Here is a 26,450-nt window from a genome sequence, read left to right as displayed (position 1 = left end):
GTCCAGACCCACCACCCAAAGCCATTCACTAAATCACGGCTCCCGCAAATTGCCACCGCCGTAAGGTAAACGCCGTACCCACGCCAGCGCACTGAAACAAAAATGCCACCGTTCAGCGGCGAAAAGCGGTGCTGTAAAGACCACTGCGATAAGCCACACGCCGCGCCGCGCCTATATCAGGGCCTGCTGATTGTGTGCAGCCGCACGCGCCAGGCCGCGCGGGGCAAGGCCTCGCCATTTTTATATTGCAGCGCAGCATAAAAATGATCACGGCATGGATCCCGCCAGCGCAGCTTGCGCTAATACCAGTGCCCAAACCGCGCATTCCACCGCAAACCCACCGTGTTGACAGCCTCTGGCCCTTCAATGGTAATCAGCGATGCACGCGGTCAAACAGCCAGAAAAAGGCCCGCCGCGCGCCGTTGGCAAATCGTTTTCTTACAAAAAATGCCGACGCAGAGGCACGTACAGAGCGTGCGTTAACCAGAGTATGGATGGAGACATAACCATGAAGAGCACCCGGCTGGCCCTTGCGGCCTTGCCCGCTGCCCTGGTCTCGGTATGCGCGTTTGCCGCGTATCCGGCCTGGCAGGATGGCGGTACTTATACCGCTGGCAGCATTGTTGTATATAACGGCCACGATTATCAGGCGCTGGTTACCCAGACCGATTACGTGGGCGCCAACTGGAACCCGGCCAGCACGCCGAGTCTGTGGAAAGATCTGGGCGTAGATACCGGCGGCAGCGCCACACCTACCCCGACACCGACCGCAGCGCCCACCCCGGCCCCGACGCCGGTGGCAACCCCCGCGCCCACCCCGGTGGCCACGCCAGCCCCGACGCCGGCGCCGACGCCAGCCGCCACCCCCGCGCCGACACCGACGCCCGCGCCGACCCCGGCCAGCGGTTGCAACCCGACCTGGAGCGCCACCACCGCGTATAACGCAGGCGCGCTGGTCAGCCTGAACGGCGTTAACTACAAAGCCAACTGGTGGACGCAAGGCAATAGCCCCGCCACCAATTCCGGCACCGCGGGCAGCGGCCAACCGTGGTTGATCGTCGGCAATTGCGGCAGCACCACGCCGACGCCAGCCCCGACGCCAACGCCCACACCGGCACCGACCCCTGCACCCACACCGAAACCCACGCCAACCCCGACGCCCGCGCCCACCCCGACCCCAACCGCCGCGCCGACGCCAGTCCCAACCCCGACGCCGACGGCAACCCCGACCCCCGCACCCACACCCACTCCGGCACCGACGCCGTCCGCCAACGCCTGCCGTCCGGATGGCCTGATCCCGGGCGCCACCAGCGTGCCGTACTGCAAGGTGTATGACGCCAATGGCCGCGAAGTGCTGGCCAACAACCTCAGCCGTCGCATCGTGGCGTACTTCGCCAGCTGGCGCACCGGCAAGGACGGCACGCCCGCCTACCTGGTCAACAACATCCCGTGGTCCAAGGTGTCGCATATCAACTATGCGTTTGCCTCGGTCAACCCGACCAGCTACAAGCTGCAGATCGACACCAGCGCCACCAGCCCCGAAATCGGCCTCACCTGGCCCGGCGTCGCAGGTGCGGCCATGGATACCTCGCTGCCGTACAACGGTCACTTCAACCTGTTGGCGCAATACAAAAAGGCCAACCCCAAGGTCAAGATCATGTTGTCGATTGGCGGTTGGGCTGGCGGTACCGGCTTCTACACCATGACCACCAATGCCGATGGCAGCGCCAATACCGCGGGCATCAACACGTTTGCCGATTCGGTGGTGGCGTTCCTGCGCCAGTACACCTTCTTTGATGGTGTGGATATCGATTACGAGCACCCCACCAGCAACGCGCAAGCGGGCAATCCGCTGGATTTCAGCCTGTCCACGCCGCGTCTGAAGGGCCTGATGCCCAGCTATACGCTGCTGCTCAAATCCATCCGCCAGAAACTGGATGCCGCCGCGGTGGCTGATCAGAAGTACTACATGCTCAGTATTGCCGGCTCGGCTTCGGGCTGGATTTTGCGTGGCGAAGAAAATATGGCCGGTCTGCAATATCTGGACTACGCCAGCCTGATGTCGTACGACCTGCATGGCTCGTGGAACCAGTACGTGGGGCCGAATGCCGCCTTGTATGACGATGGCAATGATGCCGAGCTGAAAGCCGGTGGCGTGTATGGCGCGGGCCAGTACGGTGGCATTGGTTATCTGAACACCGACTGGGCGTATCACTACTACCGCGGCGCAATGCAAGCCGGCCGGATCAATATCGGCGTGCCGTATTACACGCGCGGCTGGAAAGGCGTGACCGGCGGCACCAACGGTTTGTGGGGCACCAGCGGCACCACCAGCAGCACGGTCACGTGCGCCGGTGTGGCCACGTGCGGCACGGGTGCAACCGGCATCGACAACGTGTGGTACGACCTCGACAGCCAGGGCAACCCGGTTCCGGGCGGCGGCAACCCGTTGTGGCATGCGCTTAACCTGCAGAACGGCATCGTCCCGGATTATCTGGACGCCTATAAAGTCACCGACAAAACGCTGACCGGCACCTATGTGCCGAACTACAGCGCCGCGCTGGTGGCGCCGTGGTTGTGGAACGCCACCAAGCAGGTGTTTATCTCCACCGAAACCGAGCAGTCGATCAAGGCCAAGGCGCAATACATTGTCGATAACGGCATCGGCGGCGCCATGATCTGGGAACTGGCTGGCGATTACGATTGGGATGCCACCAAAAACGGCGGCAAGGGTGAGTACTTTATTGGTTACACGCTAACCAATGATCTGTACGCCGCCTTCAGCGCTGCCGCGCCCTACGGCAACACCAAATCCGAAACCGCGCTGCCGACTTCGGCCGTGAAACTGGCCATCGTGCTCGACCAATGGCCGCTGGGTGATAACAACTACCCAATCACGCCGAAGATGGAAATCACCAACAACACCACGCAAACCATCGCGGGCGGCACCACCATCGAGTTCGATTACCCTGTGTCGGCCCCGGCCACCATGGCGGACCAATCGGGCTTTGGCCTCAAAACCACCAAGGCTGGCTACAGCGGCCCCAACAACATCGGTGGCTTTAAAGCCAACTACAACCACGCGTCGTTCAGCCTGCCCACCTGGCAATCGCTGGCGCCAGGCGCGACGGTAACGGTGGCACTCAACTACTATCTGCCGATCTCGGGCCCGTCCAACTACGTGGTCACCATCGGCGGCAACAAGTACGTGCTGCAGCAAGAAAACCCGGATGCCCCGCTGGGCCTGCAATAAGCCCCGCAGCCATCCGTGATCGCAGTACCCCAAACCCGGACTTGTGCCGGGTTTGTTTTTTACTCAAGACAGCGATCGTTTTATCGGAATTATCCGGTTTGATCCTGCTCAGGGTTTGCCTGCGGCCCGCGGTGGACGATGCCCGATCGCCACTCAGCCACCGTCGCCATGTTCGTGCCCGCTCGCCCGCAGATTTATCACATCGTCCATGTGGATCGACTCGCGTCGATCCTGCAACAACGTGGATTGCACTGCGATGCGACAAGCGCGGAGCAAACTCTGGCAGGCAGCATGATCGGTCTGGCCAGCATCAAGGCGCGCAGATTGACGGAACTGGTCTTGCATAGCCATCCGGGGCTTTATGTGGGGCAGTGCGTCCCTTTTTATTTTTGCCCGCGCTCGGTGATGCTCTATTTGATCCACATGGCCAACCACGCGGAGCTTGCCTACCGGGGAGGGCAGACACCCATCATTCATTTGCAGGCGGATCTGCGTGCTGCGGTGGCATGGGCGCAGCGGTACAATCGCCGCTGGGCATTTACCTTGTCCAATGCCGGTTCACGCTATTTCGAAGATCGCTGCGATCTGGCTTGCCTGCACGAAATCCAGTGGGACGCTGTAAACAGCCGCAACTGGGCAGGCTGTCGTGAAGGCAAACAAGCTGAGTTCTTGCTGGAGCGTGCTTTCCCCTGGCGACTGGTCGAGCGGATAGGCGTGCATTCAAGGCTGATTGGCCAACGTGTCGCCGCGACCATTCAGGACGCGTCCGGCGCGCCGCATCGCCCGGTGATCGAAGTCAGACCCGATTGGTATTACTGAGAGCTGGACATGATTGAATACACCCGCGGTGATTTGTTGCTGGCCGATGCCGACGCGCTGGTCAATGCCGTCAATTGCGTGGGCGTAATGGGGCGGGGCATCGCGCTGCAGTTCAAGCGGCAGTGGCCAGACAATTTTCGCGACTACGCCGCCGCATGCAAACGGCAGCAAGTGCAGCCGGGCAAGATGTTCGTGCACTCAACCGGCGCAGCCGCGCCTGCCTTTATCATCAATTTCCCGACCAAACGGCATTGGAAGCAGAGAAGCCTGCTGGCCGATATCGAAGCGGGCCTTGCGGATTTGCGCCAGGTAATCAGTGCCAATGGCATCCAGTCGGTCGCGCTCCCGCCCTTGGGCAGTGGTCTGGGCGGGCTGGATTGGGGGCTGGTCAAACCCAGGATTGAATCGGCGCTGGCGGACCTGCGGGGCTTGCGGGTACTGATATATGAGCCCGACGGCATACCCGTTTCTGCGCAGGCGCCAGCCCGCCATGCGCCGCCCGCCATGACGCCAGGTCGCGCCGCGTTGATCGAGCTGATCGCGCAATACCTGAAAGGCTTGCTTGATCCCACGGTTTCGTCGCTGGAGGTGCACAAACTGATGTACTTCATGCAAGCCGCGGGGGAACCCCTCGAGCTGCAATTCAAAGCCGGCCACTACGGCCCGTATGCCGAAAACCTGCGGCACGTGATGAACGCGATCGAGGGCCATTTTGTTACCGGCTATGCCGATGGGGGCGATGCGCCTGGCAAGGTGATCTCGCTGATGCCGGGTGCACAGGCGCAAGCAACGCGTTTTCTTGAAAGCTTTGCCGCTACGCGGCAACGCTTTAGCCAGGTCGCCGATCTGGTGCAGGGTTTTGAATCGCCATTTGGCCTTGAATTGCTGGCCACCGTGCACTGGTGTGGCAAACACAATCCGGGCGATACGGTGGAGCAACTGACTGAGCAGGTTTATGCGTGGCACGAGCTAAAACCCAGGTTCTCGCCAAGGCAGATCCGGCTTGCCGCCGCCACGCTGGCCGATAAAGGCTGGCTGAAACTGGCGCAGTGTCAGAACGGGGCCTGACCTGCTGTCTGCTCGCCGCGGCAGGAGGCGAAGCCGTGCGCCGCGTTCAAATGCCCATTCAGAGCGCCAAACCACAAAACCTCGTCCAGGTAAACCGACGCGTTCGACCAGACGCGCGCGGCCTGCTGAATTTGCCAGCGTCAGCCCGCTATGGCACGATGGCGGCCGCCTTGATTGATGCAGGCTTTTGTTTTCAATCGATTTTTTAAAACGGCCCACGCGTAATACCCGTTCATGTCCGCCACATCTGCCGCATCCCTCAGTTTTAATCTGCACGCCTGGTCTGCCTGGGCGAGCGATCTGACCACGCCTGAGGCCTGGCAGCATTGGGCGCGTACCGGTGAGCGCCAGCCACAGCAGCAAGAGCCTGCAGTGGCGGCGATGCCGGCGATGTTGCGGCGGCGGGCGCAGCAGCTGGGACGGATGGCGCTGGAAACCTTGTATGCGCAGCCCGCGTCGGCAGACTTGCCGCTGGTGGTGGCGTCGCGCTATGGCGAGATTTTGCGTTCGACTGCCTTGCTGCAAGAGCTGGCCGAGAGCGGTGCGGTGTCGCCGCAGTCGTTCAGCATGTCGGTGCATAACGCCATTGGCGGCCTGTATACCATCGCCACCCAACAGCAAACGCCGGTGTCGGCGTTGGCGGCGGGTACGCAAACCGCATTGGGCGGTTTGATCGAGGCGGCGATGCAATTGGCCGATGGCGCGCCCGGTGTGCGTTTGCTGTTTTGCGATGAACCGTTGCCCGAGATGTATGCGCGCTATGGCGAAACTGCCACACCGGCCTTCGCCGCGTTGCTGACACTGACGCCAGGCGCGCAATTGCGCTTGCATCATCAGCCCGGGCCGGGGCAAGATGCCGCCCCGCTTGATCTGATGCGCTTTTTGCTGACCGATGCGCCCAGCCTGGCGCTCAGCCTGAGCGGCTGGCACATCAGCCGCACGCCCGCGCAATGAACGCGCTGGCGCGGACGTGGCGCGCAACGTTGTTTGCGCTGGGGTTTATCTTGTTCGGCCTCGGTGGCGTGCTGATGCAGTTGTTGCTGGTGCCTCTGTTGTGGCTGTTCTGGCGCGCGCCGCAGCGGCAGCAACTGGGCAAACGCATCGTGCATAAGGCCATGGCCGCGCAGGTTGGTTTGATGCAGATCACCGGCGCGATGACGCTGACTGTGTATGGTCGCGACAAACTGCGCCGTCGTGGCCTGCTGATCCTGCCCAATCATCCTTCGCTTATCGATGTGGTGATCTTGATGGCCCTGATCGAGCAGCCCGATTGCGTGGTCAAGGCGGCAATGTGGCGGAATCCCTTCACTGCGGGTGTCGTGCGCATGGCGGGCTATATCAGTAATGCGATGGGGCCGGAACTGGTGCAGGCCGGGCTGGATACGCTGGCGCGCGGCAACAACCTGATTATTTTTCCGGCGGGCACGCGCGATGAGCCGGGCCAGCCTCAACATTTTCAGCGTGGCGCGGCCAATATTGCCGTGCGCGGGCCAGCTACCATCACGCCGGTCATCATTACCGTGTCTGAGCCAACACTGACCAAGCGCAGCAAATGGTATCGTCCGCCCCTGCGCCAACCGCATTTTTGCGTGCATGTGCTCGACGATATCGAACTGGCGCCCTTGCTGGCCGGGCACGGCGAAACGCCATTACAGGCCAGGTGGTTAACCACCTGGCTAGAACAATTTTTTAGCAAAGAGATAGCGCGACATGACCCAAGCTGACCTGGTCGCCGAGATCAAGACCCTGATCATCGATAGCCTGAATCTGGAAGAAATCTCCCCCGCCGATATCGATACCGACGCGCCTTTGTTTGGCGAAGGCCTCGGGCTGGATTCGATCGACGCGCTGGAACTGGGCGTGGCGCTGCAAAAGCGTTACGGCCTGAGCTTTGCCGCAGATTCCGCCGAGACGCGCCAGCATTTCGCTTCGGTGGCGGCGTTGGCGGCGTATGTGGGCACGCATCGCACCAAATAAAATCAAATGAACGGATCAATCCCGCAGCCCGTGGTCGGGTTGCTGGCGGCGGGGTGGAGAGCAGCATGCAAAAGCAGGACATTTACGACTGGATCGCCAAAGAGCTGGCCCAGACCTTTGAAATCAAGCCAGAGCTGATCAAGCCCGAAGCGCGTTTGTATGAAGATCTGGATATCGACAGCATCGATGCGGTGGATCTGATCGTGCGGCTGAAACAAGCCACCGGCAAAAAGATGGCGCCGGAGGCATTCAAGGCGGTGCGTACGGTGGAAGACGTGGTCGAAGCCGTGTATCGCCAGTTGCAGGAACACGGGGCCTGACGTGCCCGCATGGTTAGCAGCGCTGGCCGGGCTAAGCGTGCCGGCGCTGTTCTGGCTGTTCCGTTATCTGCACTGGCCGTTCTGGCTGGCAGGCCTGGCCTTGCTGCCGCTGGCCTGGCGCCGCCGCCATGCCTTGCCTGGCATGGCGTGGCTGGCGCCGGTAGCCGCCTTGTGTGGCGCCGTGGCATTGCTGGCGCGCAATGACTTACCGGTGCGCTTGTATCCGGTGCTGGTCAATGCCTGTTTGCTGCTGGTGTTCGGGCTCAGTTTGCGGGCGCCGCAGACGGTCATCGAACGGCTGGCGCGGTTGACCGAACCGGAGCTGCCGCCTTCGGGCGTGCGCTATACGCGCAAGGTGACCGTGGTGTGGTGTGGATTTTTTGCGCTCAATGGCACGCTGGCTTTGCTGACCGTGCTGTGGGGCGATGCCCGCATCTGGGCGCTGTATAACGGCGTCATCGCTTATATCGCGATGGGCTGTCTGTTTGCTGGCGAATGGCTGGTGCGCCAGCGTGTGAGACGAAATGAGCAACACTGAACTGGATTTGAGCCTGGGCGCGCTGGCTGGCGCAGATAGTCTGCCGCTGGCGTGGCGCGACGGGCACTGGATACGTCGCGCGCAATGGCGTGTGGATGTCGCGCGTGCCTGCGCCTTGTTGCAATGCGTGCCGCCGGGCGATGTGGCCTTGTATGACAGCGATTGTTATCGCGCCAGTGTCTGGTTGCTGGCGGCCTGGCATGCAGGCCGCTGCGTCATTCTGCCGGCTGACGCCACGCCCGCGACCGCAGCGCAAATGCGTCAGCGCGCCGTGGCCTTGCTGGGCGAATTTACCGGCGCCGATCATTGCGGCTGGGCGCGTTCAACGTCAACCGTACCCCTCAAGCCGCTTGATCCGGCACAACGTGCCGTGGCGGTGTTTACCTCCGGCTCCACCGGCGAACCCTTGTGCATCGAAAAACGCCTGGCCCAGCTCAACGATGAGATGCAGGCACAGGACAGCGTGTTTGGCGCCACCATCCCGGCCGATGCGCTGGTGGTCGCCACCGTGTCGCAACAGCATTTATATGGATTGTTGTTCCGCGTGATCTGGCCACTGGTGTCGGGCCGTCCTTTTGCCGCGCAGGCATTGGCTTTTCCCGAGGCGCTGACCGTGGCCGCCGCCCACGTGCCGCAAGTGCTGGTGTCCAGCCCGGCTTTTCTCAAGCGCTTGCCCGATACCCTGGATTGGGCCGCCGTTGCCAGCCACCACGTCGCCATTTTCTCTTCGGGCGGGCCGTTGCCTGCTGCCACTTCCGACCAGATCCGCGCGCAATCGGGTCTGGCGGTGCGCGAAATTTTTGGTAGCTCCGAGACCGGTGGCATCGCCTGGCGCGACCAGCCCAGCGCGGCCTGGACTGCGCTGCCCCAAGTGGACGTCGCCCTGTCCGCTGACGGCCTGCTGCAATTGCGCTCGCCGTATCTGCCGAGCATGGACTGGTTTGTGACGGCCGATCAGGCGGCGTTTGCTGCCGATGGCACCTTCCGTTTGCTCGGGCGCGCCGATCGTATCGCCAAGATCGAAGAAAAACGCGTCTCGCTGACCGCGCTGGAAACCGCGCTGTCGCAAACCGGCTGGATTAGCGAGTCGCGTGTGATTGTGCTGCCCGGCGAGCGCACCGAGCTGGCCGCCGCGGTGGTGCTTAATGCCGCCGGCCGGGCCCAGGCGCAGGCGCTCGGTCACGCCAGTCTGGGCCGCGCGCTGCGCGAAAAGCTGGCCCTGCGCTTTGATCGGGTGGCCCTGCCGCGGCGCTGGCGCTTTGTCGATGCCTTGCCGCAAACCAGCATGAGCAAAGTGCGCGAGCAAGATATCAAAGCCTTGTTCGATGCGCCGGTGCCCGCTGCACGGCCGCGTTATCCTGCAATTACCGGCGTCAGCCAGGGCGCTGATCACGTGGTATTGCAACTGCATATTCCGCCCAACGCCGCACATTTCGCTGGCCACTTTGTCGAGCAAGGCGTGTTACCGGGCGTTACCCAGATCGATTGGGCCGTGCATTTCGGCCGCCAGTACTTTGCTTTGCCGCCACGTTTTTGCGGCATGGATGCGATCAAGTTCCAGAATGTGATCCTGCCCGATGCTGCGGTCACCCTGACGCTGGATTATCGCGTCGACAAACAGCAACTCAATTTCAGCTATGTCAGCGCGCTCAGCGCCGAAACCACGCGCGCGCATTCCAGCGGCCGTATGCGCTTTGAGGCCGCATGAAACTGTGCGCCGTCATTCCCGTTTATAACCACGAGCGTGCGGTTGGCGCGGTGGTCGCCGCCTTGCGTGCGCTCGATCTGCCGGTGCTGCTGGTCGACGACGGCAGCAGCGCTGCCTGCGCAGCCGTGCTGGACCAGCTGGCTCAGCAAACCGGGGTTACGCTGGAACGCCTGCCGCACAACCAGGGCAAAGGCGTGGCGGTGCTGAGTGGCTTTCGCGCCGCGCACGCGCTGGGTTATAGCCACGCCATCCAGATTGATTCCGACGGCCAGCACGACACGCGCGATCTGCCGCGCATGATCGCCGCCGCGCAAGCGCACCCGGACGCCGTGATCGCCGGTTATCCCATCTATGACGCCTCGGTGCCCAAGGTGCGGCTCTATGGCCGCTATGCCACGCATATCTGGGTCTGGCTGAATACGTTGTCGCTGCGCATCAAGGATTCGATGTGTGGTTTACGCCTGTATCCGCTGGCCACCACGCTGGCGCTGGCAGCGCGCGCGCATATCGGCCGGCGCATGGATTTCGATACCGAAATCCTGGTGCGGCTGGACTGGCGCGGCGTGCCTATCGTCAATGTGCCGGTGCATGTTAGTTATCCCAGCGACGGCGTGTCGCACTTTGATGTGCTGCGCGACAACATCCGCATTTCGCTGATGCATGGTCGCCTGTTCCTTGGCATGTTGCTGCGCTTGCCGCTGTTGTTGGCCCGCCTCGTTAGCGGTCGCGCCGGTATGCGGTGCGCCTGATGCATTGGGCACGCATCGGCGAGGCAGGCTTTGTGGGCGGCATGAAGTTCATGTTTGCGCTGTACCGGCTGTGCGGGCGCTGGCCGTTCCGGCTGGCCTTGTATCCGGTGCTGGCGTGGTATGTGCTGACGCGCGCAGTGGCGCGGCGGGCTTCGCGCGATTATCTGGCGCGGCTGTATCTGTACAGCAATGGCTGCACGCCACGGCCCGGCTTGCTGAATGTGCTGCGCCACTTTGCCGCCTTTGCCGAAGCGCTGGTGGATAAAGTGCTGGCGTGGAGCGATCCGGATCGCCTGGGCGAAGTGAGCGTCAGCGGCCGCCAAGCCGTGCTGGATCTGCTCGATGCCGGGCGCGGCGGCGTGTTTGTGGTGTCGCATATCGGCAATTTCGAGCTGTGCCGCGCGATTGCGCGCCAGCGCCGCCAAGGCATCAAACTGAATATCTTTGTGCATACGCGGCATGCCGAACGCTTTAACCGCGTGCTGCACGATCTGGCCCCCGATAGCCAGCTCGATCTGATCCAGGTCAGCGACTTTTCGCCCGCGACGGCGGTGATGCTGGCGGAGAAGGTTGAGCGCGGTGAATTTATCGTGATTGCCGGTGACCGCGTGCCGGTGTCCGAACAAGGCCCGGTGCTGAATGTGGATTTTCTTGGCGCGCCCGCGCCGCTGCCGTTCGGGCCGTATCTGCTGGCGAATATGTTGCGCTGCCCGCTGATCAGCCTGATGGCACGGCGCGAGGGCGCGCGTTCGGTGATCACGATACGCGTGCTGGCCGACGCCGTGCGCTTGCCGCGTGCCGACCGGATCGGCGGCGCGACCGCGCTGGCGCAAGCTTATGCCGAGCAAATGGCGCAAGCCTGTGTGGCTGCGCCGTTCCAGTGGTTTAACTTTTTTGATTTCTGGGGCAGCGCCCCACGCGGAGAGTAGCGATGAACGCCGTGGTATTTGGCCCCGCGCGTTTGCGCATCGAAGACATCGTCGCCCTGGCGCGGCGGCAGGCCCGCGCCGAGCTGAGCGAAGACAGCGCCTGGCGCGCCCGTATCGCCAGCGGCGCCGCGCAACTTGACGCCATGTTGGCTGAACACGGCCAGATTTATGGCGTTACCACCGGCTATGGCGATTCCTGCACCGTCGGCATTCCGCTCGATCTGGTGGGCGAGTTGCCTCGGCATCTGTACACCTATCACGGCTGTGGCCTGGGCGCGCATTTCAGCCCGCCGCAAACCCGCGCCATCCTCGCCACCCGGCTGGCATCGCTCAAGAGCGGCTATTCCGGCGTTAGCCTGGCGCTGCTACAGCAACTCCACGCCTTGCTGGCGCACGATGTGTTGCCGCTGATTCCGGCCGAGGGTTCGGTCGGGGCCAGTGGGGATCTGACGCCGCTGTCCTATGTTGCCGCTGCGTTGTGTGGCGAGCGCGAAGTGTTGGCCGACGGCCAGCTGCAGAGCGCCGCGCAAGCCCTGGCCACCCTCGGCCGCAGCCCCTTGCAACTACGGCCCAAAGAAGGCCTCGCCATCATGAACGGCACGGCGGTGATGACGGCGTTGGCCTGCCTGGCGTGGGACAAAGCCCACTACGTCAGCCAGCTGGCGGCACGTATCACCAGCCTGGCGGTGGCAACGGCGGCGGGCAATGCCTATCACTTTGACGCCGCCCTGTTTGCCGCCAAGCCGCATGCGGGCCAGCAAAAGGTGGCCGCGCGCATAGCCAGCGATATCGAGGCAATCGGCCAGGAGCAGCGCTTGCAGGATCGCTATTCACTGCGTTGTGCCCCGCATGTAATCGGCGTGCTGCAAGATGCGCTGCCGTTCTTGCGCGACACCATCGAAAACGAACTCAACAGCGCCAACGACAATCCGCTGATCGACCCCGACAGCGGCCGTTTGCTGCATGGCGGCCATTTCTATGGCGGGCATATCGCCTTTGCCATGGATAGCCTGAAGAACCTGATCGCCAATATCGCCGATCTGCTCGACCGGCAAATGGCGCTGCTGGTGGATGCGCGCTACAACAACGGCCTGCCCGCCAATCTGTCGGGTGCGACCGGGCCGCGCGCTGCGATCAATCACGGATTGAAGGCGCTGCAGATCAGCGTGTCGGCGTGGACGGCCGAGGCGCTCAAACTGACCATGCCAGCCTCGGTGTTTTCGCGTTCTACCGAATGCCATAACCAGGACAAGGTCAGTATGGGCACCATTGCCGCGCGCGATTGCTTGCGGGTGTTGCAACTGACCGAACAAGTGCTGGCCGCCATGCTGATTACCGTGCGCCAGGGCCTGGCTTTACGCCAGCGTGTGGGCGGCGCGACCGTCGCCCTGCACGGCCACGCCGCGCTTTTCAGTGCGGCACTGACGCAAGAGATTGCGTTTATCGAAGAAGATGTCGCGCTGGAGCCGCTGCTGCGGCAGTTGTTAACGCGCATCGATGCACAAGCGTGGAGCCTGTATGCCGACTGAACCGAGCGCTTCTGATCCGCGCTGGCGGGCGCAGATCGAGCTGACTATTCCGTTTCACGATCTCGATCCGCTCGACATTGTCTGGCATGGCAATTACGTGCGCTATTTTGAGCACGCGCGGACCGCGCTGTTTCAGCAGCTCGATTACGACGTGCCCGCCATGCGCGCTTCGGGCTATGTCTGGCCCGTTATCGAACTGAATATCCGCTACGCCAGGCCGCTGCGCTATATGCAGCGCATTGTGGTCAGCGCCCACATCGTCGAGTGGGAAAACCGTCTCAAAGTCCGTTATGAAATCCATGACCACGCCAGCGGCGCGCGTCTGACGCGGGGCCATACCGTGCAAGTGGCGGTGGTGCGTGAGAGCGGCGAGATGTGTTACGTCTGCCCGCCGGTGTTGTTGCAGAAACTGGGAGTCACCGTATGAAATCGTGGTTGCGTTGCCTGGCCGTGCTGGTTGTGGCCGTAGGCGTAATGCCCGCCTGGGCGGATGAGGCGTTGTTCAAGGATGTGCAAAGTCGTCTGATTGACGCCCCGGTCATCCGGGGGCAGTTCACTCAGTTGCGTCAGCTCAATGGCGTCAAAAAGCCGCTGACCTCGACGGGATCGTTTCTCGTCGACAAGCAAAAAGGCGTGATCTGGCAGGCACAAAAGCCATTCCCCAGCACGCTGCGGGTTACCCGCGGCGAAATCGTGCAGCGCAATGGCGATCAAGTGATGATGAAGCTAAGCGCGGATAAAGAGCCCACCGTCAAAACCGTCAGCAGTTTGCTGTTTTCGTTGTTCTCGGGCGATGTGTCGGCGCTCGGGCGTATGTTTAACGCCGATGGCAAAGTCGACGGCAAGCGCTGGAGCATGGCTTTGACACCCAAAGACGCCACGCTGGCCAAGTTGATCGCCGGCATTCAGCTGCAAGGCGCGGGTACGGTGGAACATATCGAACTGAACTCAGCCAGCGGCGACGTGACCCGCATCGACATGCATGACGTCAGCACCGCACAAACGCTGGCGCCCAGCGAGGCGGGCAGCTTTGACTGAGCCACGTTGGCCCGGCTGGCTACGTCTGTTGGCGCTGCTGTGGCTGGCGCTGGTGCTCGGCCTGGGCGGCGCGTTGCTATGGCAACGCCACAGTTTGCCCACGCGCATTGATACCGATCTGTTTGCCTTGCTGCCGCGTGATCAACGCAATCCGCTGGCCGAAGCAGCGCTGCAATCGCTGGCGCGCCAGGGCGAGCGCCATCTGGTGTTCATGCTGGGTGCGCCTGATGCCGAGCGTGCTGCTGCAGCGGCGCAATTCTGGCAACAGCACATCAAATCCTTGCCACTGCAGCCGCAAGCGCTGGGTGCGGCGCTGGACAGCATCAGCCATTTCTACGCGCCGTATCGGCACAATCTGCTCTCGCCCGGCGACGCGCAAGCCGCAGCGAACACCGACTGGAGCCAGCGCGCGCTGGCCGCCGCCTATTCGCCCGCGGGTACCAGCCCGCTGGCGTGGCAGGATGATCCGTTTGGCTTGTACGCCAACTGGCTGCAAAGCCTGGCGGGCGCCAACAAAGTGCGGCCCATCGATGGCTACTTGCGTGCCAGTGATCGCGGCATCAATTACGTGGTGCTGCCGTATACGCTGCAGGGCAGTGCGTTTTCGCTGGGGTTGCAAGAACACGTGCTGAACGGGCTGGAAGCGGCCGCAGCACGGCTCAAGCAACAGTATCCCGAGGTGGAATTGCGCCGGGCTGGCGTCATCCTGCACGCAGCGACCGCCGCACGCGGCGCTAAATCTGAGATGTCGACCATAGGCGTCGGCTCCACCCTGGGCGTGTTGTTACTGGCGCTGCTGGCTTTCCGCGGTCTGCGCCCGGTGGCGCTGGCAGCCTTGTCCGTGGCAGTAGGCAGCCTGGTCAGCACGGCGCTGGTGCTGCAGATTTACGGCCATATCCATATGCTGACGCTGGTGTTCGGCACCAGCCTGGTCGGCGTCGCGGTCGATTACAGCTTGCTGGCGCTGGCTTCCAGCATCGACAACGACACGCCGGTGCCAACGCGCTATCGCCGGCTATTGCCGGGCATGGCATTGGCGGTCTGCACCATGTCGCTGGGTTATCTGGGACTGGCGCTGACGCCGTTTCCCGGTCTGGCGCAAATGGCCGCCTTTGCCGTGATCGGCATTGTGGCGGCGTGGCTGAGCGTGATGCTGTGGTTTCCGCTGCTGGCCAGCCGCAACTTGCCCGCCACGCCCTTGAGCCGCTGCATCAGCCAGTCGTTGAAACACTGGCCACGCCTGGGCAAACGTCACGCCTGGTTGGGCCTGCCTTTGCTGCTGCTACTGGGGGTCGGCCTTAGCCGCTTGCAGGTTTCCGACGATATCCGTGCGCTGTCTGGCATTGATGCCGGTTTACTCAAAGAACAGATTGATATCGGCCGTGTGATGGGCCTGCCCAGTCCGGCGCAATTGTTTATCGTGCAAGGCGACACGCCGGAGCAAGTGCTGCAGCGGGAAGAAGCATTGGCGGCACGGCTGGCGCCGTTTATTGCGCAGGGCAAGCTGGCGGGGGCCGAACGCATCAGCCGCTGGCTGCCCTCGGTGGCGCAACAACGTGCCAATGCAGCATGGCGACAAGCGCATATCGATCACGTGCCGGGATTGCTCGAAGGCGTGGCCGGGCAGATCGGATTGGAACCGGCCTGGACCGCGCAACAGCGCCAGCCCGCGCCGCTGCTGACTTTTGCCGCCTGGATAAGCTCGCCCGCGGCACAAGCCACGTCCTATCTGTGGCTGGGCCAGCAGGGCCAGGGCTATGCCAGCGTGGTCTTGCTGCAGGGTCTGAATAACAACGCCGTCAGCGGCGAACTGGCGCAACTACGGCTGAGTGGCGTGACGTGGGTGGACAAGGTGGCGGATATCTCGCGCCTGATGACGCGCTATCGCGTGCTGCTGACTCAGGTGCTCATTGGCGCCTATGTCTTGAGCTTTATCGTGCTGAGCCTCAGATATCGGCGCCAGGCATGGCGGGTATTGCTGCCTCCCGCAATCGCCACACTATTGACGCTGGCGTTACTGGGTTTGCTCGGAGCGCCCGTACAATTGCTGACCGTCGTGACCCTGTTGCTGGTCCTGGGCATGGGCATGGATTACGGCATCTTTTTGCTGGAGCATCCGCATGACGGGCGCGTCTGGCTGGCGGTGACGCTGGCGGCGCTGTGTACTTTGCTGTCGTTTGGTTTGCTGGCGTTGAGCCATACCCCCGCGCTGCACGCGTTTGGCCTGGCCACGCTGAGCGGCATCGGGCTGGTCTGGCTGCTGGCCCCGTTGTTCCGGCTCTCATCTCATCCTGATTAAAGGCTGTCGCTGTCTCATGTCCCGCATTGAAACCACTGACGTTGTGATCATTGGCGCTGGCCCTTCCGGCGCCATTGCCGCGGCCTTGTTACGCCAGCAGGGCCGTGCCGTGCTGGTGCTGGAGCGCGAGACGTTTCCGCGCTTTTCGATAGGCGAAAGCCTGTTGCCGCAAAGCATGGCCTATATCGAAGAAGCCGGATTGCTGCAGGACGTGGTCGAGGCCGGCTTCCAGTACAAGAACGGCGCTACCTTTGCCCGTGGCGCCACCGAGACCACGTATTTTGATTTTCGCGAAAAGTGGACGCCCGGTTGGGGCACCACCTATCAAGTGCAACGCGGCACGTTCGATAAAGTACTGGCCGATGGCGCGGCCCGCACCGGCGCTGAATTCCGCTATCAACAAACCGTGCTGGCGGCCGACGTGAACGGCGAGCAGCCGGCGTTGACCGTCAAAGACAACGCCAGTGGTGAGCAATATCGGGTTGAAGCGCGCTTTGTGCTGGATGCCAGCGGCTTTGGTCGCGTGTTGCCGCGCTTGCTTGATCTGGAAACCCCGTCGAACTTCCCCGTGCGCGGCGCTTTGTTCACGCACATTGAAGACCGCACCGCGCCTGGCTCGTTTGATCGCAACAAGATCATCATCACCACCCACCCGCAGCACGAGGCGGTGTGGTACTGGACCATCCCGTTCAGCAATGGCCGCTGTTCACAAGGGGTGGTGGCCGAGCCCGCCTTCCTGGCGCAATACCAGGGCGATGAGCTGACCCGCCTGCAAACGCTGGTCCATGAAGCGCCCAACCTCAAAGCCTTGCTGGCGGATGCGGTGTGGGACACTCCGGTGCGCCAGATCACGGGCTATGCCGCCAACGTCAAATCCTTGTACGGCAAAAACTTTGCCTTGCTGGGGAATGCGGGCGAGTTTCTCGATCCGGTATTTTCATCCGGCGTGACCATCGCCATGACCTCATCCAGCCTGGCCGCCAAAGCGCTGGGCCGCATGCTGGATGGCGAAACCGTGGATTGGGAAGCCGACTACGCCGTACCGCTCAAGCGCGGCGTGGATGCCTTCCGCGCCTTTGTGACCGCCTGGTACGATGGCCGCTTTCAGAAACTGATCTATTACAAAGGCAAGAACGAGGAAATCCGTCGCATGATCGCCAGCATTCTGGCTGGCTACGCCTGGGACGAAAGCAACCCGTGCGTGCGCGCGCCGGAGCGTTGGCTGGCAGCCCTTGATGCGGCGGTGATGGCCTGATGCTGCGCGCTGTGCGATTGCTGTTGTTGCTCTGTATATTGCTGCCGCTCGGCGGCTGCGCCAGCTGGCTGACGCGCGATCTGCCGCTGCTGCAGATCGCCCCCGCCGCGCTCGGCACGCCACGTACGCTGCAGCAGCAAACGCAGATCAGCTGGCCCACCGGCGGCGCGGTAATGGAATCGGTGCTGCAGCTGGAGCCGCAACAACTGACCATGATCAGCAGCGCCATGGGCGTACGCCTGGCCACGCTGAACTACGATGGAAAGCATCTTGATGCGCAATTGATGCCCGGCATGAAGCTGCCGCCGCAACGCATCCTGAATGATCTATTAGTGATCTACGCCGCGCACGATGCGCTGGCTGCCGCTTTACCGCCGGGCTGGCGCGTGGAAGACACGGCGGACAGCCGCACGCTGTGGCGTGATGACGCGGTGGCGGTCGATATCCATTACGACCAGCCCGACCGCTGGCAAGGCCAGGCGGTGCTGCACCATCATCAGCTGTATTACACGCTCACCATTACTTCGAGCGACGTGGAATGACTTGTTATATCAACGCGGTCGGCGCGCTGTGCGCCCTGGGCAACACGCTGGAAGACATACGCGAGCATCTGTTCGCGGGCGTCAGCCCGGGCCTGCGTGCGACGTCCGCTTATAGCCCGCAACGCGAGCTGGTGCTGGGCCAGGTCGATGCCGAGCTGCCTTCGGTTGCGCATTTGCCGCTGCCGTTGCGTTCGCGCAATAACGCCATGCTGCTGGCGGCTCTGGCGCAAATCCGCCCGACGCTGGATGCGCTGATGCGTGAGGTTGCACCCGAGCGGGTGGCTATCGTGATGGGGTCGAGCACTTCCGGCATTGCGCATGGCGAAGACGCGATGCGGATGTGGGTGGAGCAGGGCGATTTGCCAGCGGACTTCCACTATCGTCAGCAAGAGCTGGGCTCACCCGCGGCGCTGCTGGCGCACGAACTGGGCGTGAGCGGCCCGGCGTATTGTATTTCGACGGCGTGCACTTCGGGGGCCAAGGCCATTGCCGCTGGCGCACGTTTGCTGCAACACGGGGTGGCCGATGTGGTCATCGTGGGCGGTGCCGACACCCTGGCGCGGTTTACCGTGGCGGGCTTTGGCTCGATTGAGTCGATTGCGCCCGGCGTGTGTTTGCCGTCTTCGGTCAACCGGCGCGGCATTAATCTGGGCGAGGCCGCCGCTTTGCTGGTGCTGAGCAAAACCCCGGCCACTGTGCGCGTAGCGGGGTGGGGCGAAAGCTCGGATGCCCATCATATTTCGGCACCGGCGCCGGATGGGCGCGGCGCGCGCGCTGCCATCACGCAAGCCTTGCAGCGGGCGGGCATGACGGCGGCCGACATCGGCTATGCCAATCTGCACGGCACCGCCACGCCGCAAAATGATGCGATGGAACACGCGGTGGTGGCCGCGCTGCTGCCCGGCGTGCCAGCGAGTTCAACCAAAGCGTTGACCGGCCACTGCCTTGGCACGGCGGGATCGCTGGAAGCGGTTTTTGGCTGGCTCACCTTGACTGACGCCGCCCAGCGTTTGCCGCCGCACCGCTGGGATGGCATGGCCGACCCGGCGCTGGCTCCGCTGCCCCTGGTGGCGGCGGCGCAAAGCGCGCCGGTGCGCGCCGTGATCAGTAATTCGTTCGCCTTTGGCGGTAATAACATTGCTTTGGTCCTTGCAACATGAAGCCACATTCTTTTCCCATCGCTGATCTGGTGCCGCATGCGGGCCCGATGCTGTTGCTGGATGCGCTGGTCAGCGTCGATAAAGGCACGCTGACCGCCCGCGTCACGCCGCGCGCAGATGATTTATTTGACGTCAATGGCGAAGTCGGCGCCTGGTTGGGCCTGGAATATATGGCGCAAACCACGGCCGCGCTGGCGGGCTGGGAAGGTCTGCAACGCGGCGAGACGCCTCGCGTCGGCTTTATCCTGGGGACGCGGCGCTATGTGACGCACGTGTCCAGCTTTGTCGTGGGCCAGCCCCTGCTGATTACGGTCACGCGCGAATTCGAGGCCGATAACGGCATCGGCGTCACCGCATGTCGCATTACCAGCCCGGACGGCGTCGTGCTGGCCGAGGCGATGATTTCCGCTTACCAGCCAGATGATCTGGCGGCATACCTTAAAGAGCACGCATGAGTTCTTCCGCTTCTACCGTCCTCGTGACCGGCTCCAGCCGCGGCATAGGCCGCGCCATCGCATTGCGCCTGGCGCGCGAGGGCTATGATCTGGTGCTGCATTGTCGCAGCCGTCGCGAACAGGCCGAGGCCGTCGCCAACGAAATCACCGCGCTGGGCCGCAGCGTGCAAATCCTGCAGTTTGATGTGGCCGACCGCCTGGAAACCCGCGCTACGCTGGAAGCCTATGTGGCGCAGCATGGCGCGCCCTATGGCGTGGTCTGCAACGCGGGCATCGCCGCCGACGCGCCCTTTCCGGGCATGAGCGAAGTGGACTGGGACAGCGTCATCCTGACCAATCTGGACGGCTTTTATAACGTGCTGCAGCCGCTGGTCATGCCGATGATCCAGACGCGGCGGCCGGGGCGCATCGTGACGCTGTCGTCGGTGTCGGGTGTGATCGGCAATCGTGGCCAGGTGAACTACAGCGCCGCCAAGGCGGGCATTATCGGCGCCACCAAGGCGCTGGCGCTGGAACTGGCCAAGCGCAAAATCACCGTCAATTGCGTGGCACCCGGCCTGATCGATACCGAAATGGTGGACCCGCTGGTGCTGGAAGAAGCGCTCAAGCTGATCCCGGCCAAGCGCATGGGCCATGCTGAAGAAGTGGCGGCGGCGGTCAGCTTTTTGATCTCGCCCGACGCCAGCTATATCACCCGCCAGGTGTTACAGGTAAACGGAGGCCTGGCATGATGCGGCGTGTGGTGGTCACCGGCATGGCCGGCATCAGCCCCATCGGCAATGACTGGCCCAGCATCGAAGCCAGTTTGCGGGCACGGCGCAGCGGCGTGCAGCGGCTGGAAGCATGGACGCAATATGACGGCCTGAACACGGCATTGGGCGCGCCCGCCGCGCCGTTTGAACTGCCGCCCGAAACCTATAACCGCAAACGCACGCGCAGCATGGGCCGCGTGGCGCTGATGGCCGTGCGCACGGCCGAACTGGCGCTGGCGCAGGCAGGCTTGCTGGGCGATCCGCTCCTTACCCAAGGCCGTACCGGGGTGGCTTATGGTTCCAGCACCGGCACGCCGGATGCGGTGGCCGACTTTGGCAAGATGCTGCTTAACCAGTCCACCGAGGGCGTCAACGCCAACAGCTACCTGAAAATGATGGGCCACACCACGGCGGTGAATATCGCGGTGTTCTTTGGCCTGACCGGGCGCGTATATACCACGTCCAGCGCCTGTACCTCGGGCAGCCAGGGTATCGGCTACGCCTACGAGGCCATCCGTTATGGCCAGGCCGATGTGATGATTGCGGGCGGGGCGGAAGAGCTGAATGTGACCGAGGCGGCGGTGTTCGATACGCTGTTCGCCACCAGCACCCGCAATGATGCCCCGCACACCACGCCGCAACCGTATGACGCCGGCCGCGACGGGCTGGTCATCGGCGAAGGCGCAGGCACGCTGATCCTGGAAGAATACGAACACGCGCTGGCACGCGGCGCGACCATCCATGCCGAGCTGATCGGCTATGGCAGCAACTGCGACGGCAGCCATGTCACGCAACCGAACGCCGCCACTATGGCCATCGCCATGCGTCTGGCTTTGCAGGACGCGCGGCTAGAGGCCGACGCCATCGGTTATGTGAATGGCCACGGCACCGCCACCGAGCAGGGCGATATCGCCGAAACGCTAGCCACGCAGCAGGTGTTTGGCGCGGGAATTCCAATCTCCAGCCTCAAGAGTTATATGGGCCACACGCTGGGTGCCTGTGGCGCGCTCGAGGCCTGGCTAAGCATTGAGATGATGAACCACGGCTGGTTTGCCCCGACCATCAATCTGAATACACCTGACCCACGTTGCGCTGCGCTCGATTACATCGTCGGGGACGGTCGTGAGCTGGATTGCGATTATGTAGTCAGCAATAACTTTGCCTTTGGCGGCATCAATACGTCGCTGGTGTTCCGCCGCGTGCGCTGAGCTTCATGGCGCCCGCACACTATTGCGGACGAAAAAAAACCGGCTACCAGAGCCGGTTTTTTTATTGCTGCATGACTGCTTAGGCGGTCAGTTGCAGCAGCTTGTCGAACGCTTCGTCGAACAGCTTCAGACCTTCAACCTGCAGTTGTTCACCGATCAGGTTGTAGTTGATGCCCAGGTTGCGCAGGGCAACCAGTGCTTGCACCGATTCTTCGATTTGCGTGTCGAGCTTGTTTTCAGCAACGCCGTGGTCGCGGAAGGCGTCCAGGGTAGCGTCCGGCACGGTGTTAACCGTTTCCGGGCCGATCAGTTCTTCCACGTACATGGTGTCACGGAAGGCTGCGTTTTTGGTGCCGGTGGAAGCCCACAGCAGGCGTTGCGGGTTGGCGCCCTTGGCCTTCAGTGCAGCAAAACGGTCGCCGTGGAACAGCTTTTTGTAGTGCTGGTAAGCCACTTTAACGAAGGCGATGGCGATCTTGCCTTGCAGTGCCTTGGCTTCAGCGGAGCCGATGGCGTCCAGTTTTTTGTCGATCAGCGTGTCAACGCGCGACAGGAACACCGAAGCCACAGCCTGGATCTTGTCGATCGGCTGGCCAGCGGCAACGCGTGCTTCCAGACCGCGCACATAGGCGTTCAGGATGTCGTCGACGTGAACCAGGTTGAACATCAGCGTGACGTTAACGTTGATGCCCGAGGTGATCAGTTCTTCAAACGCGATCACGCCAGCCGGGGTGGCCGGCACTTTGATCATGGCGTTGGGGCGGTTGATGGCGGCCCACAGACGCTTGGCGTTTTCGATGGTGCCAGCGGCATCGTTGGCCAGGGCCGGCGATACTTCGAGGCTGACGTAGCCGTCCAGACCGTTGCTGTCACGGTAGATGGAAGCGGTCAGATCGCAAGTGGCCTGGATATCCGGCACAACCAGCGCTTCGTAGCGTTGTTCGGCGCTCAGATTCTGCTTTTTCAGCTCGGCCAGATCGCCTGCGTACAGGGCGTCGGAGCTGATCGACTTGTAGAAAATAGCCGGGTTGGAGGTGACGCCTGCAATGCCGTCTTCCTGCAACAGCTTGGCCAGTTCGCCCGATTTGATCAGACCGCGGGACAGGTTATCCAGCCAGATGCGTTGCCCAAAGGGCTTGATGGCAGCGATTCTACTCATTGCATTCACCTTAATCTTTGTTTGAAAAAACGGCGCGGACCCGCGCGATTCGCCGCGTATTATCCGCCAACCGAAAGGGTTTGACACCGATCGCCCGCTAAAAAGTTTGTGCAGCGGCAATCGCACGCGCCCATGGGTACGCCAGTATATGGGGGCGTTGATTCAATTTAAAACACTCGCGTAAGTGTTTTCGGCAAACGGCGGGGTACTTTTGTCGCGTCGTCAGCCAAAACTTTAATCGGGTAAGAGTCGATGTGCGGGGAATTTGACCGCAAACTCGCTGCCCTCACCCAGGCGCGATTTGACCTGCAACTGCGCCTGATGCCGCTGCAGAATGTGTTTGACGATGGCCAGGCCCAGGCCGGTGCCGCCGGTGGCGCGGGAACGACCGCGATCTACGCGATAAAAGCGCTCGGTCAGCCGCGGCACGTGTTCGGGCGCCACGCCGATGCCGGTGTCTTGCACGCTGAAAATGCCGTGGCCGTTGTCGACGCGCCAGTTCAGCGTGATGCTGCCGCCCGCAGGTGTGTAGCGAATGGCGTTGGACACCAGATTGCCAAACGCCGAATGCAGTTCGTCGTGATTGCCCATCAAACGTTGCGTAGCCAGCGTGCCCAGTTCGATGCGGTGCTTGCCTTGCGACAAACCATCCGCCTCGGCCTGCATCAGCACAATCAACTGCTGCACGTCGACTTCTTCTTCTTTCATTTGCTGGCCGTTTTCGAGCTTGGACAGCGTTAGCAGATCATCCACCAGCCGCGTCATGCGCTGCGTCTGGTCATACATTAATTGCAGTTGTTGATTACGCGTGGCCGGTTCGAGGTCGGGCAAATCGATAAACGTTTCGATAAAGCCGCCCACCACCGTCAGCGGGGTACGCAATTCATGCGACACGTTGGCAATAAAGTCACGGTGCACGGTCTGCACCCGGTCGAGCTGGGTGATATCGCGGCTGAGCAGCAATTTGCGCGTCATATCAAACGGCACCAGCTGCACCGACAACACGTGTTCTTGCGGCCGTGTAGTGCGCAACACCACCGGATGGGTGAAATCCTGGCTGCGCAGATAATCGCGCAGGGCGGGCTGGCGCACGATGTTGGTAATGATCTGCCAGACGTCGCTCACGCGGTCGATGCACAGATGCTGCGTGGCGGCCGGATTGCACCATTCGATGCGGTCGTGTTCATCCAGGATGATCACGCCATCAGGCAAGGCTTCGCCCGCACTGGTGAAGCGATCGAGGGCATGTGCCAGTCGTTCTTGCGCTTTTTTTTGCACGCGGACTTGTTGATAGAGGCGATCGAACACGTCCTGCCACATCAGAAAACTGCCAGGCACATTGTCCACGCGCGGGTTCTGCATCCAGATATGCAGACGGCCGAGGTTGAGCAAATGGAAGGCGATGGCCAGGGAGAGAAACACAACGGCCAGACCAAGGCCCCAGACCGCACCGCCTATCGCGCTGGCAAACAGGCAGACGAAGGCAATCGATACGTAATAAATCAGCGAGCGCAGCCAGATCATTCAGGGTTTCCGACGCTGGAGTAGAGAAGGGGCGAACGGGCACGCCGCACCCGCCAGCCCATCGGGCCACGCGCTAAAGCGTGGGCACCGACTAGCTTGCCAAGGTGATGTGACAGCGGTTTTTAGCGCGTCAAGGTGTGCCGTAGCGCCGCCATAATGCCACGAAGGCGGGTGGCTTACTGTGCGGAAAGGCGATAACCCGTGCCGCGCACCGTCTGGATCAGGCGATCGTAACCGCTGATTTCCAGCGCCGAACGCAGGCGGCGGATATGCACATCCACTGTGCGTTCTTCCACAAACACATGGTCGCCCCACACCTGATCCAGCAACTGCGCCCGCGAGTGCACGCGCTCGGGGTGGGTCATAAAGAAGTGCAGCAGGCGGAACTCGGTGGGGCCGAGATCGATGGCGTCGCCGTTGCCGGTCACGCGATGGGTGATCGGATCCAGCCGCAGACCTTGCACCTCGACCAGATCATCGGTCACTTGCGGCGAACGGCGGCGCAGCACGGCCTTGATGCGCGCTTGCAGTTCACGCGGGCTGAAGGGTTTGGTGATGTAGTCATCGGCACCGGTATCAAGGCCGACGATTTTGTCCTGCTCGTCCGAGCGCGCGGTGAGCATGATCAGCGGAATCTGCTTGGTGCGCTCTTCGGCGCGCAATTTGCGGGCAAAGTCGATACCGGTCATGCCCGGCAGCATCCAGTCCAGCAAAATCAGATCAGGCAGCGCGTTGCGCACAATATGCGAGGCGGACTCGGCCGAATCGGCGCGCATGACGTGGTGACCGGCTTGCGTCAGATTGAAAGCGATCAGTTCCTGGATGGCTGGTTCGTCTTCGACAAGCAGGATATTGGCTGGCATTTAAACCTCAGTGGTGCGGGGTGGCGCGGCAGCCGGATTAGTTGGAAGCGGGGGATGGCTGCCCCGAAATTGTTGCGAGATTAAGGCCTAAATGTGAACACAATATTACAAGTCTTTGGAGAGGAGGCCGTTGCAGCACATCCATTTTGCGTGCCGGCGGTGCGCGCAATGCTCATGGGCAATACGCCCACTCCGCTTTCTGTGCTCCGGCGGCACGCAAACTGGACGCACTGCAACGGCCTCAACGCCGGGACTGTTGTTACTGGCAATGCGCTGCGCGATTGCTAAATCCTTCAACCCCAACCCCAACCCCAACCCCAACCCCAACCCCAACCCCAACCCCAACTACATCGCTCATACACGGTCACCACTCAGTCACCACGCCCACCCGATGTTGCGCGGCAACGAGGCAACCCCGCGTGCAAAACCCCAACCATTTCCTGAGCGGGCGAAGGTAGGAGACAGCGCAGCGGCTCCGACTGAGCCTCGCGTCCGCGGAGCGGCAGCTGCAAAACCCGGTTATGCAGACGGTTAGTTTCGGCTTTTGACCTTATCCCTTCTGCGCAGCTTTATCGCGCGGAGGGTCGCCTTTCTTTGGGTTACTTTTCTTTGGCGAAACAAAGTTGCACGATAAGTGTTCATTGAACACCGACGTGCTCCCGGGCACCCCCGGGTATCAAAACAGGCGCCGCAGGCTAAGCGGTTAAAGGTTTCTTCGGCATAAGCCGAACCGCAAAATATGCGCCGCAGGCAAAGCGGTTAAAGGGCTCTTCAACATAAGCCAGACCTCAAAAACACGCGCCGCAGGCTCAAGCCACCAAGACCAACCTCCCCGCCCAGCCCCAACCCCGCCCCCACACCGCTGGGGCTACCATGTCGGATCGGGTACAATCGCCCCAAATTTTCAGGAGCGCTTATGGCTGGATTGACGCCAGATACCCCGCAGCCCACCGAAATCAAACTGCATAAAGCCTCGCGCGTGCTGGAGGTGGCATTTGACGATGGCCAGCGGTATCAGCTGACTTGCGAATACCTGCGGGTCTACAGCCCGTCTGCCGAAGTGCGTGGACATGGCGCGGGCCCGGGCGTGCTGCAAGTGGGCAAGCAGAACGTCAGCCTGGTCGGCATCGAGCCGGTCGGCAATTACGCCATCAAACTGGTGTTTGACGACGGCCATGATTCAGGCCTGTATTCGTGGGAATACCTGTACGAACTGGGCCGCGACCACGCCACCAAATGGCAAGACTATCTGCATCGGCTGGCAGCTGCCGGCGTGCCCTACGGCTCTCAGCATTGAAAGGGATG

25 protein-coding genes are annotated in these 26,450 nt (G+C 62.2%); 22 read left to right on the top strand and 3 right to left on the bottom strand.

The features are described from left to right. The first annotated feature begins 508 nt into the window (after positions 1-508). The 21 genes from ACYQ1A_RS07995 (at position 509) to ACYQ1A_RS07895 (ending at position 21,599) form a co-directional block, all read left to right on the top strand. Entirely contained in the window at positions 509-3,253 is a 2,745-nt protein-coding gene (locus ACYQ1A_RS07995; protein WP_499361569.1) for a chitinase C-terminal domain-containing protein, read from the top strand. A gap of 138 nt (positions 3,254-3,391) precedes the next feature. Further along, positions 3,392-4,072 carry a type II toxin-antitoxin system toxin DNA ADP-ribosyl transferase DarT gene (darT, locus tag ACYQ1A_RS07990; protein WP_499361568.1) on the top strand — a complete coding sequence of 227 codons (681 nt, stop codon included), beginning with the start codon at positions 3,392-3,394 and terminating at the stop codon, positions 4,070-4,072. 9 nt (positions 4,073-4,081) lie between these two features. Continuing rightward, entirely contained in the window at positions 4,082-5,140 is a 1,059-nt protein-coding gene (darG, locus tag ACYQ1A_RS07985; protein WP_499361566.1) for a type II toxin-antitoxin system antitoxin DNA ADP-ribosyl glycohydrolase DarG, read from the top strand. 234 nt (positions 5,141-5,374) lie between these two features. After that, complete coding sequence (locus tag ACYQ1A_RS07980) at positions 5,375-6,094, top strand: beta-ketoacyl synthase chain length factor (protein ID WP_499361565.1); 720 nt, start codon at positions 5,375-5,377, stop codon at positions 6,092-6,094. Further along, positions 6,091-6,864, top strand: coding sequence for a lysophospholipid acyltransferase family protein (locus tag ACYQ1A_RS07975; protein WP_499361564.1), 774 nt, complete (start codon positions 6,091-6,093; stop codon positions 6,862-6,864). Before ACYQ1A_RS07980 ends, ACYQ1A_RS07975 begins: the two co-directional genes overlap by 4 nt. Then, positions 6,851-7,117 carry a phosphopantetheine-binding protein gene (locus ACYQ1A_RS07970; protein ID WP_062225444.1) on the top strand — a complete coding sequence of 89 codons (267 nt, stop codon included), beginning with the start codon at positions 6,851-6,853 and terminating at the stop codon, positions 7,115-7,117. The genes ACYQ1A_RS07975 and ACYQ1A_RS07970 overlap by 14 nt, the downstream gene beginning before the upstream one ends. Positions 7,118-7,182: 65 nt before the next feature. Beyond that, positions 7,183-7,437 carry an acyl carrier protein gene (locus tag ACYQ1A_RS07965; protein ID WP_062225447.1) on the top strand — a complete coding sequence of 85 codons (255 nt, stop codon included), beginning with the start codon at positions 7,183-7,185 and terminating at the stop codon, positions 7,435-7,437. A 1-nt stretch (position 7,438) separates the two neighbouring features. Beyond that, positions 7,439-7,975 carry a COG4648 family protein gene (locus ACYQ1A_RS07960; protein ID WP_499361562.1) on the top strand — a complete coding sequence of 179 codons (537 nt, stop codon included), beginning with the start codon at positions 7,439-7,441 and terminating at the stop codon, positions 7,973-7,975. Then, positions 7,962-9,683: an ApeI family dehydratase gene (locus tag ACYQ1A_RS07955; protein ID WP_499361561.1), complete on the top strand. Its 1,722-nt coding sequence runs from the start codon at positions 7,962-7,964 to the stop codon at positions 9,681-9,683. Before ACYQ1A_RS07960 ends, ACYQ1A_RS07955 begins: the two co-directional genes overlap by 14 nt. Further along, positions 9,680-10,432, top strand: coding sequence for a glycosyltransferase family 2 protein (locus tag ACYQ1A_RS07950; RefSeq protein ID WP_499361560.1), 753 nt, complete (start codon positions 9,680-9,682; stop codon positions 10,430-10,432). The genes ACYQ1A_RS07955 and ACYQ1A_RS07950 overlap by 4 nt, the downstream gene beginning before the upstream one ends. Further along, complete coding sequence (locus ACYQ1A_RS07945) at positions 10,432-11,361, top strand: lysophospholipid acyltransferase family protein (RefSeq protein ID WP_499361559.1); 930 nt, start codon at positions 10,432-10,434, stop codon at positions 11,359-11,361. The genes ACYQ1A_RS07950 and ACYQ1A_RS07945 overlap by 1 nt, the downstream gene beginning before the upstream one ends. 2 nt (positions 11,362-11,363) lie before the next feature. Continuing rightward, positions 11,364-12,890, top strand: coding sequence for an HAL/PAL/TAL family ammonia-lyase (locus ACYQ1A_RS07940; protein WP_499361557.1), 1,527 nt, complete (start codon positions 11,364-11,366; stop codon positions 12,888-12,890). After that, a complete protein-coding gene (locus ACYQ1A_RS07935) occupies positions 12,880-13,317 on the top strand; it encodes an acyl-CoA thioesterase (protein ID WP_499361556.1) in 438 nt (145 codons plus the stop codon). Before ACYQ1A_RS07940 ends, ACYQ1A_RS07935 begins: the two co-directional genes overlap by 11 nt. After that, complete coding sequence (locus ACYQ1A_RS07930) at positions 13,314-13,928, top strand: outer membrane lipoprotein carrier protein LolA (RefSeq protein WP_499361555.1); 615 nt, start codon at positions 13,314-13,316, stop codon at positions 13,926-13,928. The genes ACYQ1A_RS07935 and ACYQ1A_RS07930 overlap by 4 nt, the downstream gene beginning before the upstream one ends. Beyond that, entirely contained in the window at positions 13,921-16,227 is a 2,307-nt protein-coding gene (locus ACYQ1A_RS07925; protein ID WP_499361554.1) for an MMPL family transporter, read from the top strand. Before ACYQ1A_RS07930 ends, ACYQ1A_RS07925 begins: the two co-directional genes overlap by 8 nt. A 16-nt stretch (positions 16,228-16,243) precedes the next feature. Then, positions 16,244-17,482, top strand: coding sequence for an NAD(P)/FAD-dependent oxidoreductase (locus ACYQ1A_RS07920; protein WP_499361552.1), 1,239 nt, complete (start codon positions 16,244-16,246; stop codon positions 17,480-17,482). Beyond that, entirely contained in the window at positions 17,482-18,024 is a 543-nt protein-coding gene (locus ACYQ1A_RS07915; protein WP_499361551.1) for a DUF3261 domain-containing protein, read from the top strand. Before ACYQ1A_RS07920 ends, ACYQ1A_RS07915 begins: the two co-directional genes overlap by 1 nt. Continuing rightward, positions 18,021-19,184, top strand: a complete 1,164-nt coding sequence (locus ACYQ1A_RS07910; RefSeq protein WP_499361550.1) for a beta-ketoacyl-ACP synthase — start codon at positions 18,021-18,023, stop codon at positions 19,182-19,184. The genes ACYQ1A_RS07915 and ACYQ1A_RS07910 overlap by 4 nt, the downstream gene beginning before the upstream one ends. Beyond that, the gene (locus ACYQ1A_RS07905; protein WP_062224798.1) at positions 19,181-19,639 is read left to right on the top strand and encodes a hotdog family protein; all 459 of its coding nucleotides are present in this window, start codon (positions 19,181-19,183) and stop codon (positions 19,637-19,639) included. The genes ACYQ1A_RS07910 and ACYQ1A_RS07905 overlap by 4 nt, the downstream gene beginning before the upstream one ends. Continuing rightward, positions 19,636-20,370: a 3-oxoacyl-ACP reductase FabG gene (fabG, locus tag ACYQ1A_RS07900; protein WP_499361549.1), complete on the top strand. Its 735-nt coding sequence runs from the start codon at positions 19,636-19,638 to the stop codon at positions 20,368-20,370. Before ACYQ1A_RS07905 ends, fabG begins: the two co-directional genes overlap by 4 nt. Continuing rightward, positions 20,367-21,599 (top strand): beta-ketoacyl-ACP synthase, encoded by a 1,233-nt coding sequence (locus ACYQ1A_RS07895; protein WP_499361548.1) that lies wholly within the window; start codon positions 20,367-20,369, stop codon positions 21,597-21,599. Before fabG ends, ACYQ1A_RS07895 begins: the two co-directional genes overlap by 4 nt. A gap of 79 nt (positions 21,600-21,678) precedes the next feature. Here the strand turns inward: ACYQ1A_RS07895 and tal are convergent, their stop codons facing one another. The 3 genes from tal to phoB form a co-directional block, all read right to left on the bottom strand. Next, positions 21,679-22,758 carry a transaldolase gene (gene tal, locus ACYQ1A_RS07890; RefSeq protein WP_053936800.1) on the bottom strand — a complete coding sequence of 360 codons (1,080 nt, stop codon included), beginning with the start codon at positions 22,756-22,758 and terminating at the stop codon, positions 21,679-21,681. Positions 22,759-22,992: 234 nt separating this feature from the next. Then, positions 22,993-24,282 (bottom strand): phosphate regulon sensor histidine kinase PhoR, encoded by a 1,290-nt coding sequence (gene phoR, locus ACYQ1A_RS07885; RefSeq protein WP_499361547.1) that lies wholly within the window; start codon positions 24,280-24,282, stop codon positions 22,993-22,995. A 176-nt stretch (positions 24,283-24,458) separates the two neighbouring features. Beyond that, a complete protein-coding gene (gene phoB / locus ACYQ1A_RS07880) occupies positions 24,459-25,145 on the bottom strand; it encodes a phosphate regulon transcriptional regulator PhoB (protein WP_053936802.1) in 687 nt (228 codons plus the stop codon). Positions 25,146-26,061: 916 nt separating this feature from the next. On the opposite strand from phoB, the gene ACYQ1A_RS07875 reads away from it, so the two are divergent. Beyond that, positions 26,062-26,442: a gamma-butyrobetaine hydroxylase family protein gene (locus tag ACYQ1A_RS07875; protein ID WP_053936803.1), complete on the top strand. Its 381-nt coding sequence runs from the start codon at positions 26,062-26,064 to the stop codon at positions 26,440-26,442. The last annotated feature ends 8 nt before the right edge of the window (positions 26,443-26,450 follow it).

This window comes from Silvimonas sp. JCM 19000, assembly GCF_054652575.1.
This window is presented reverse-complemented; position numbering and strand designations above follow the sequence as displayed.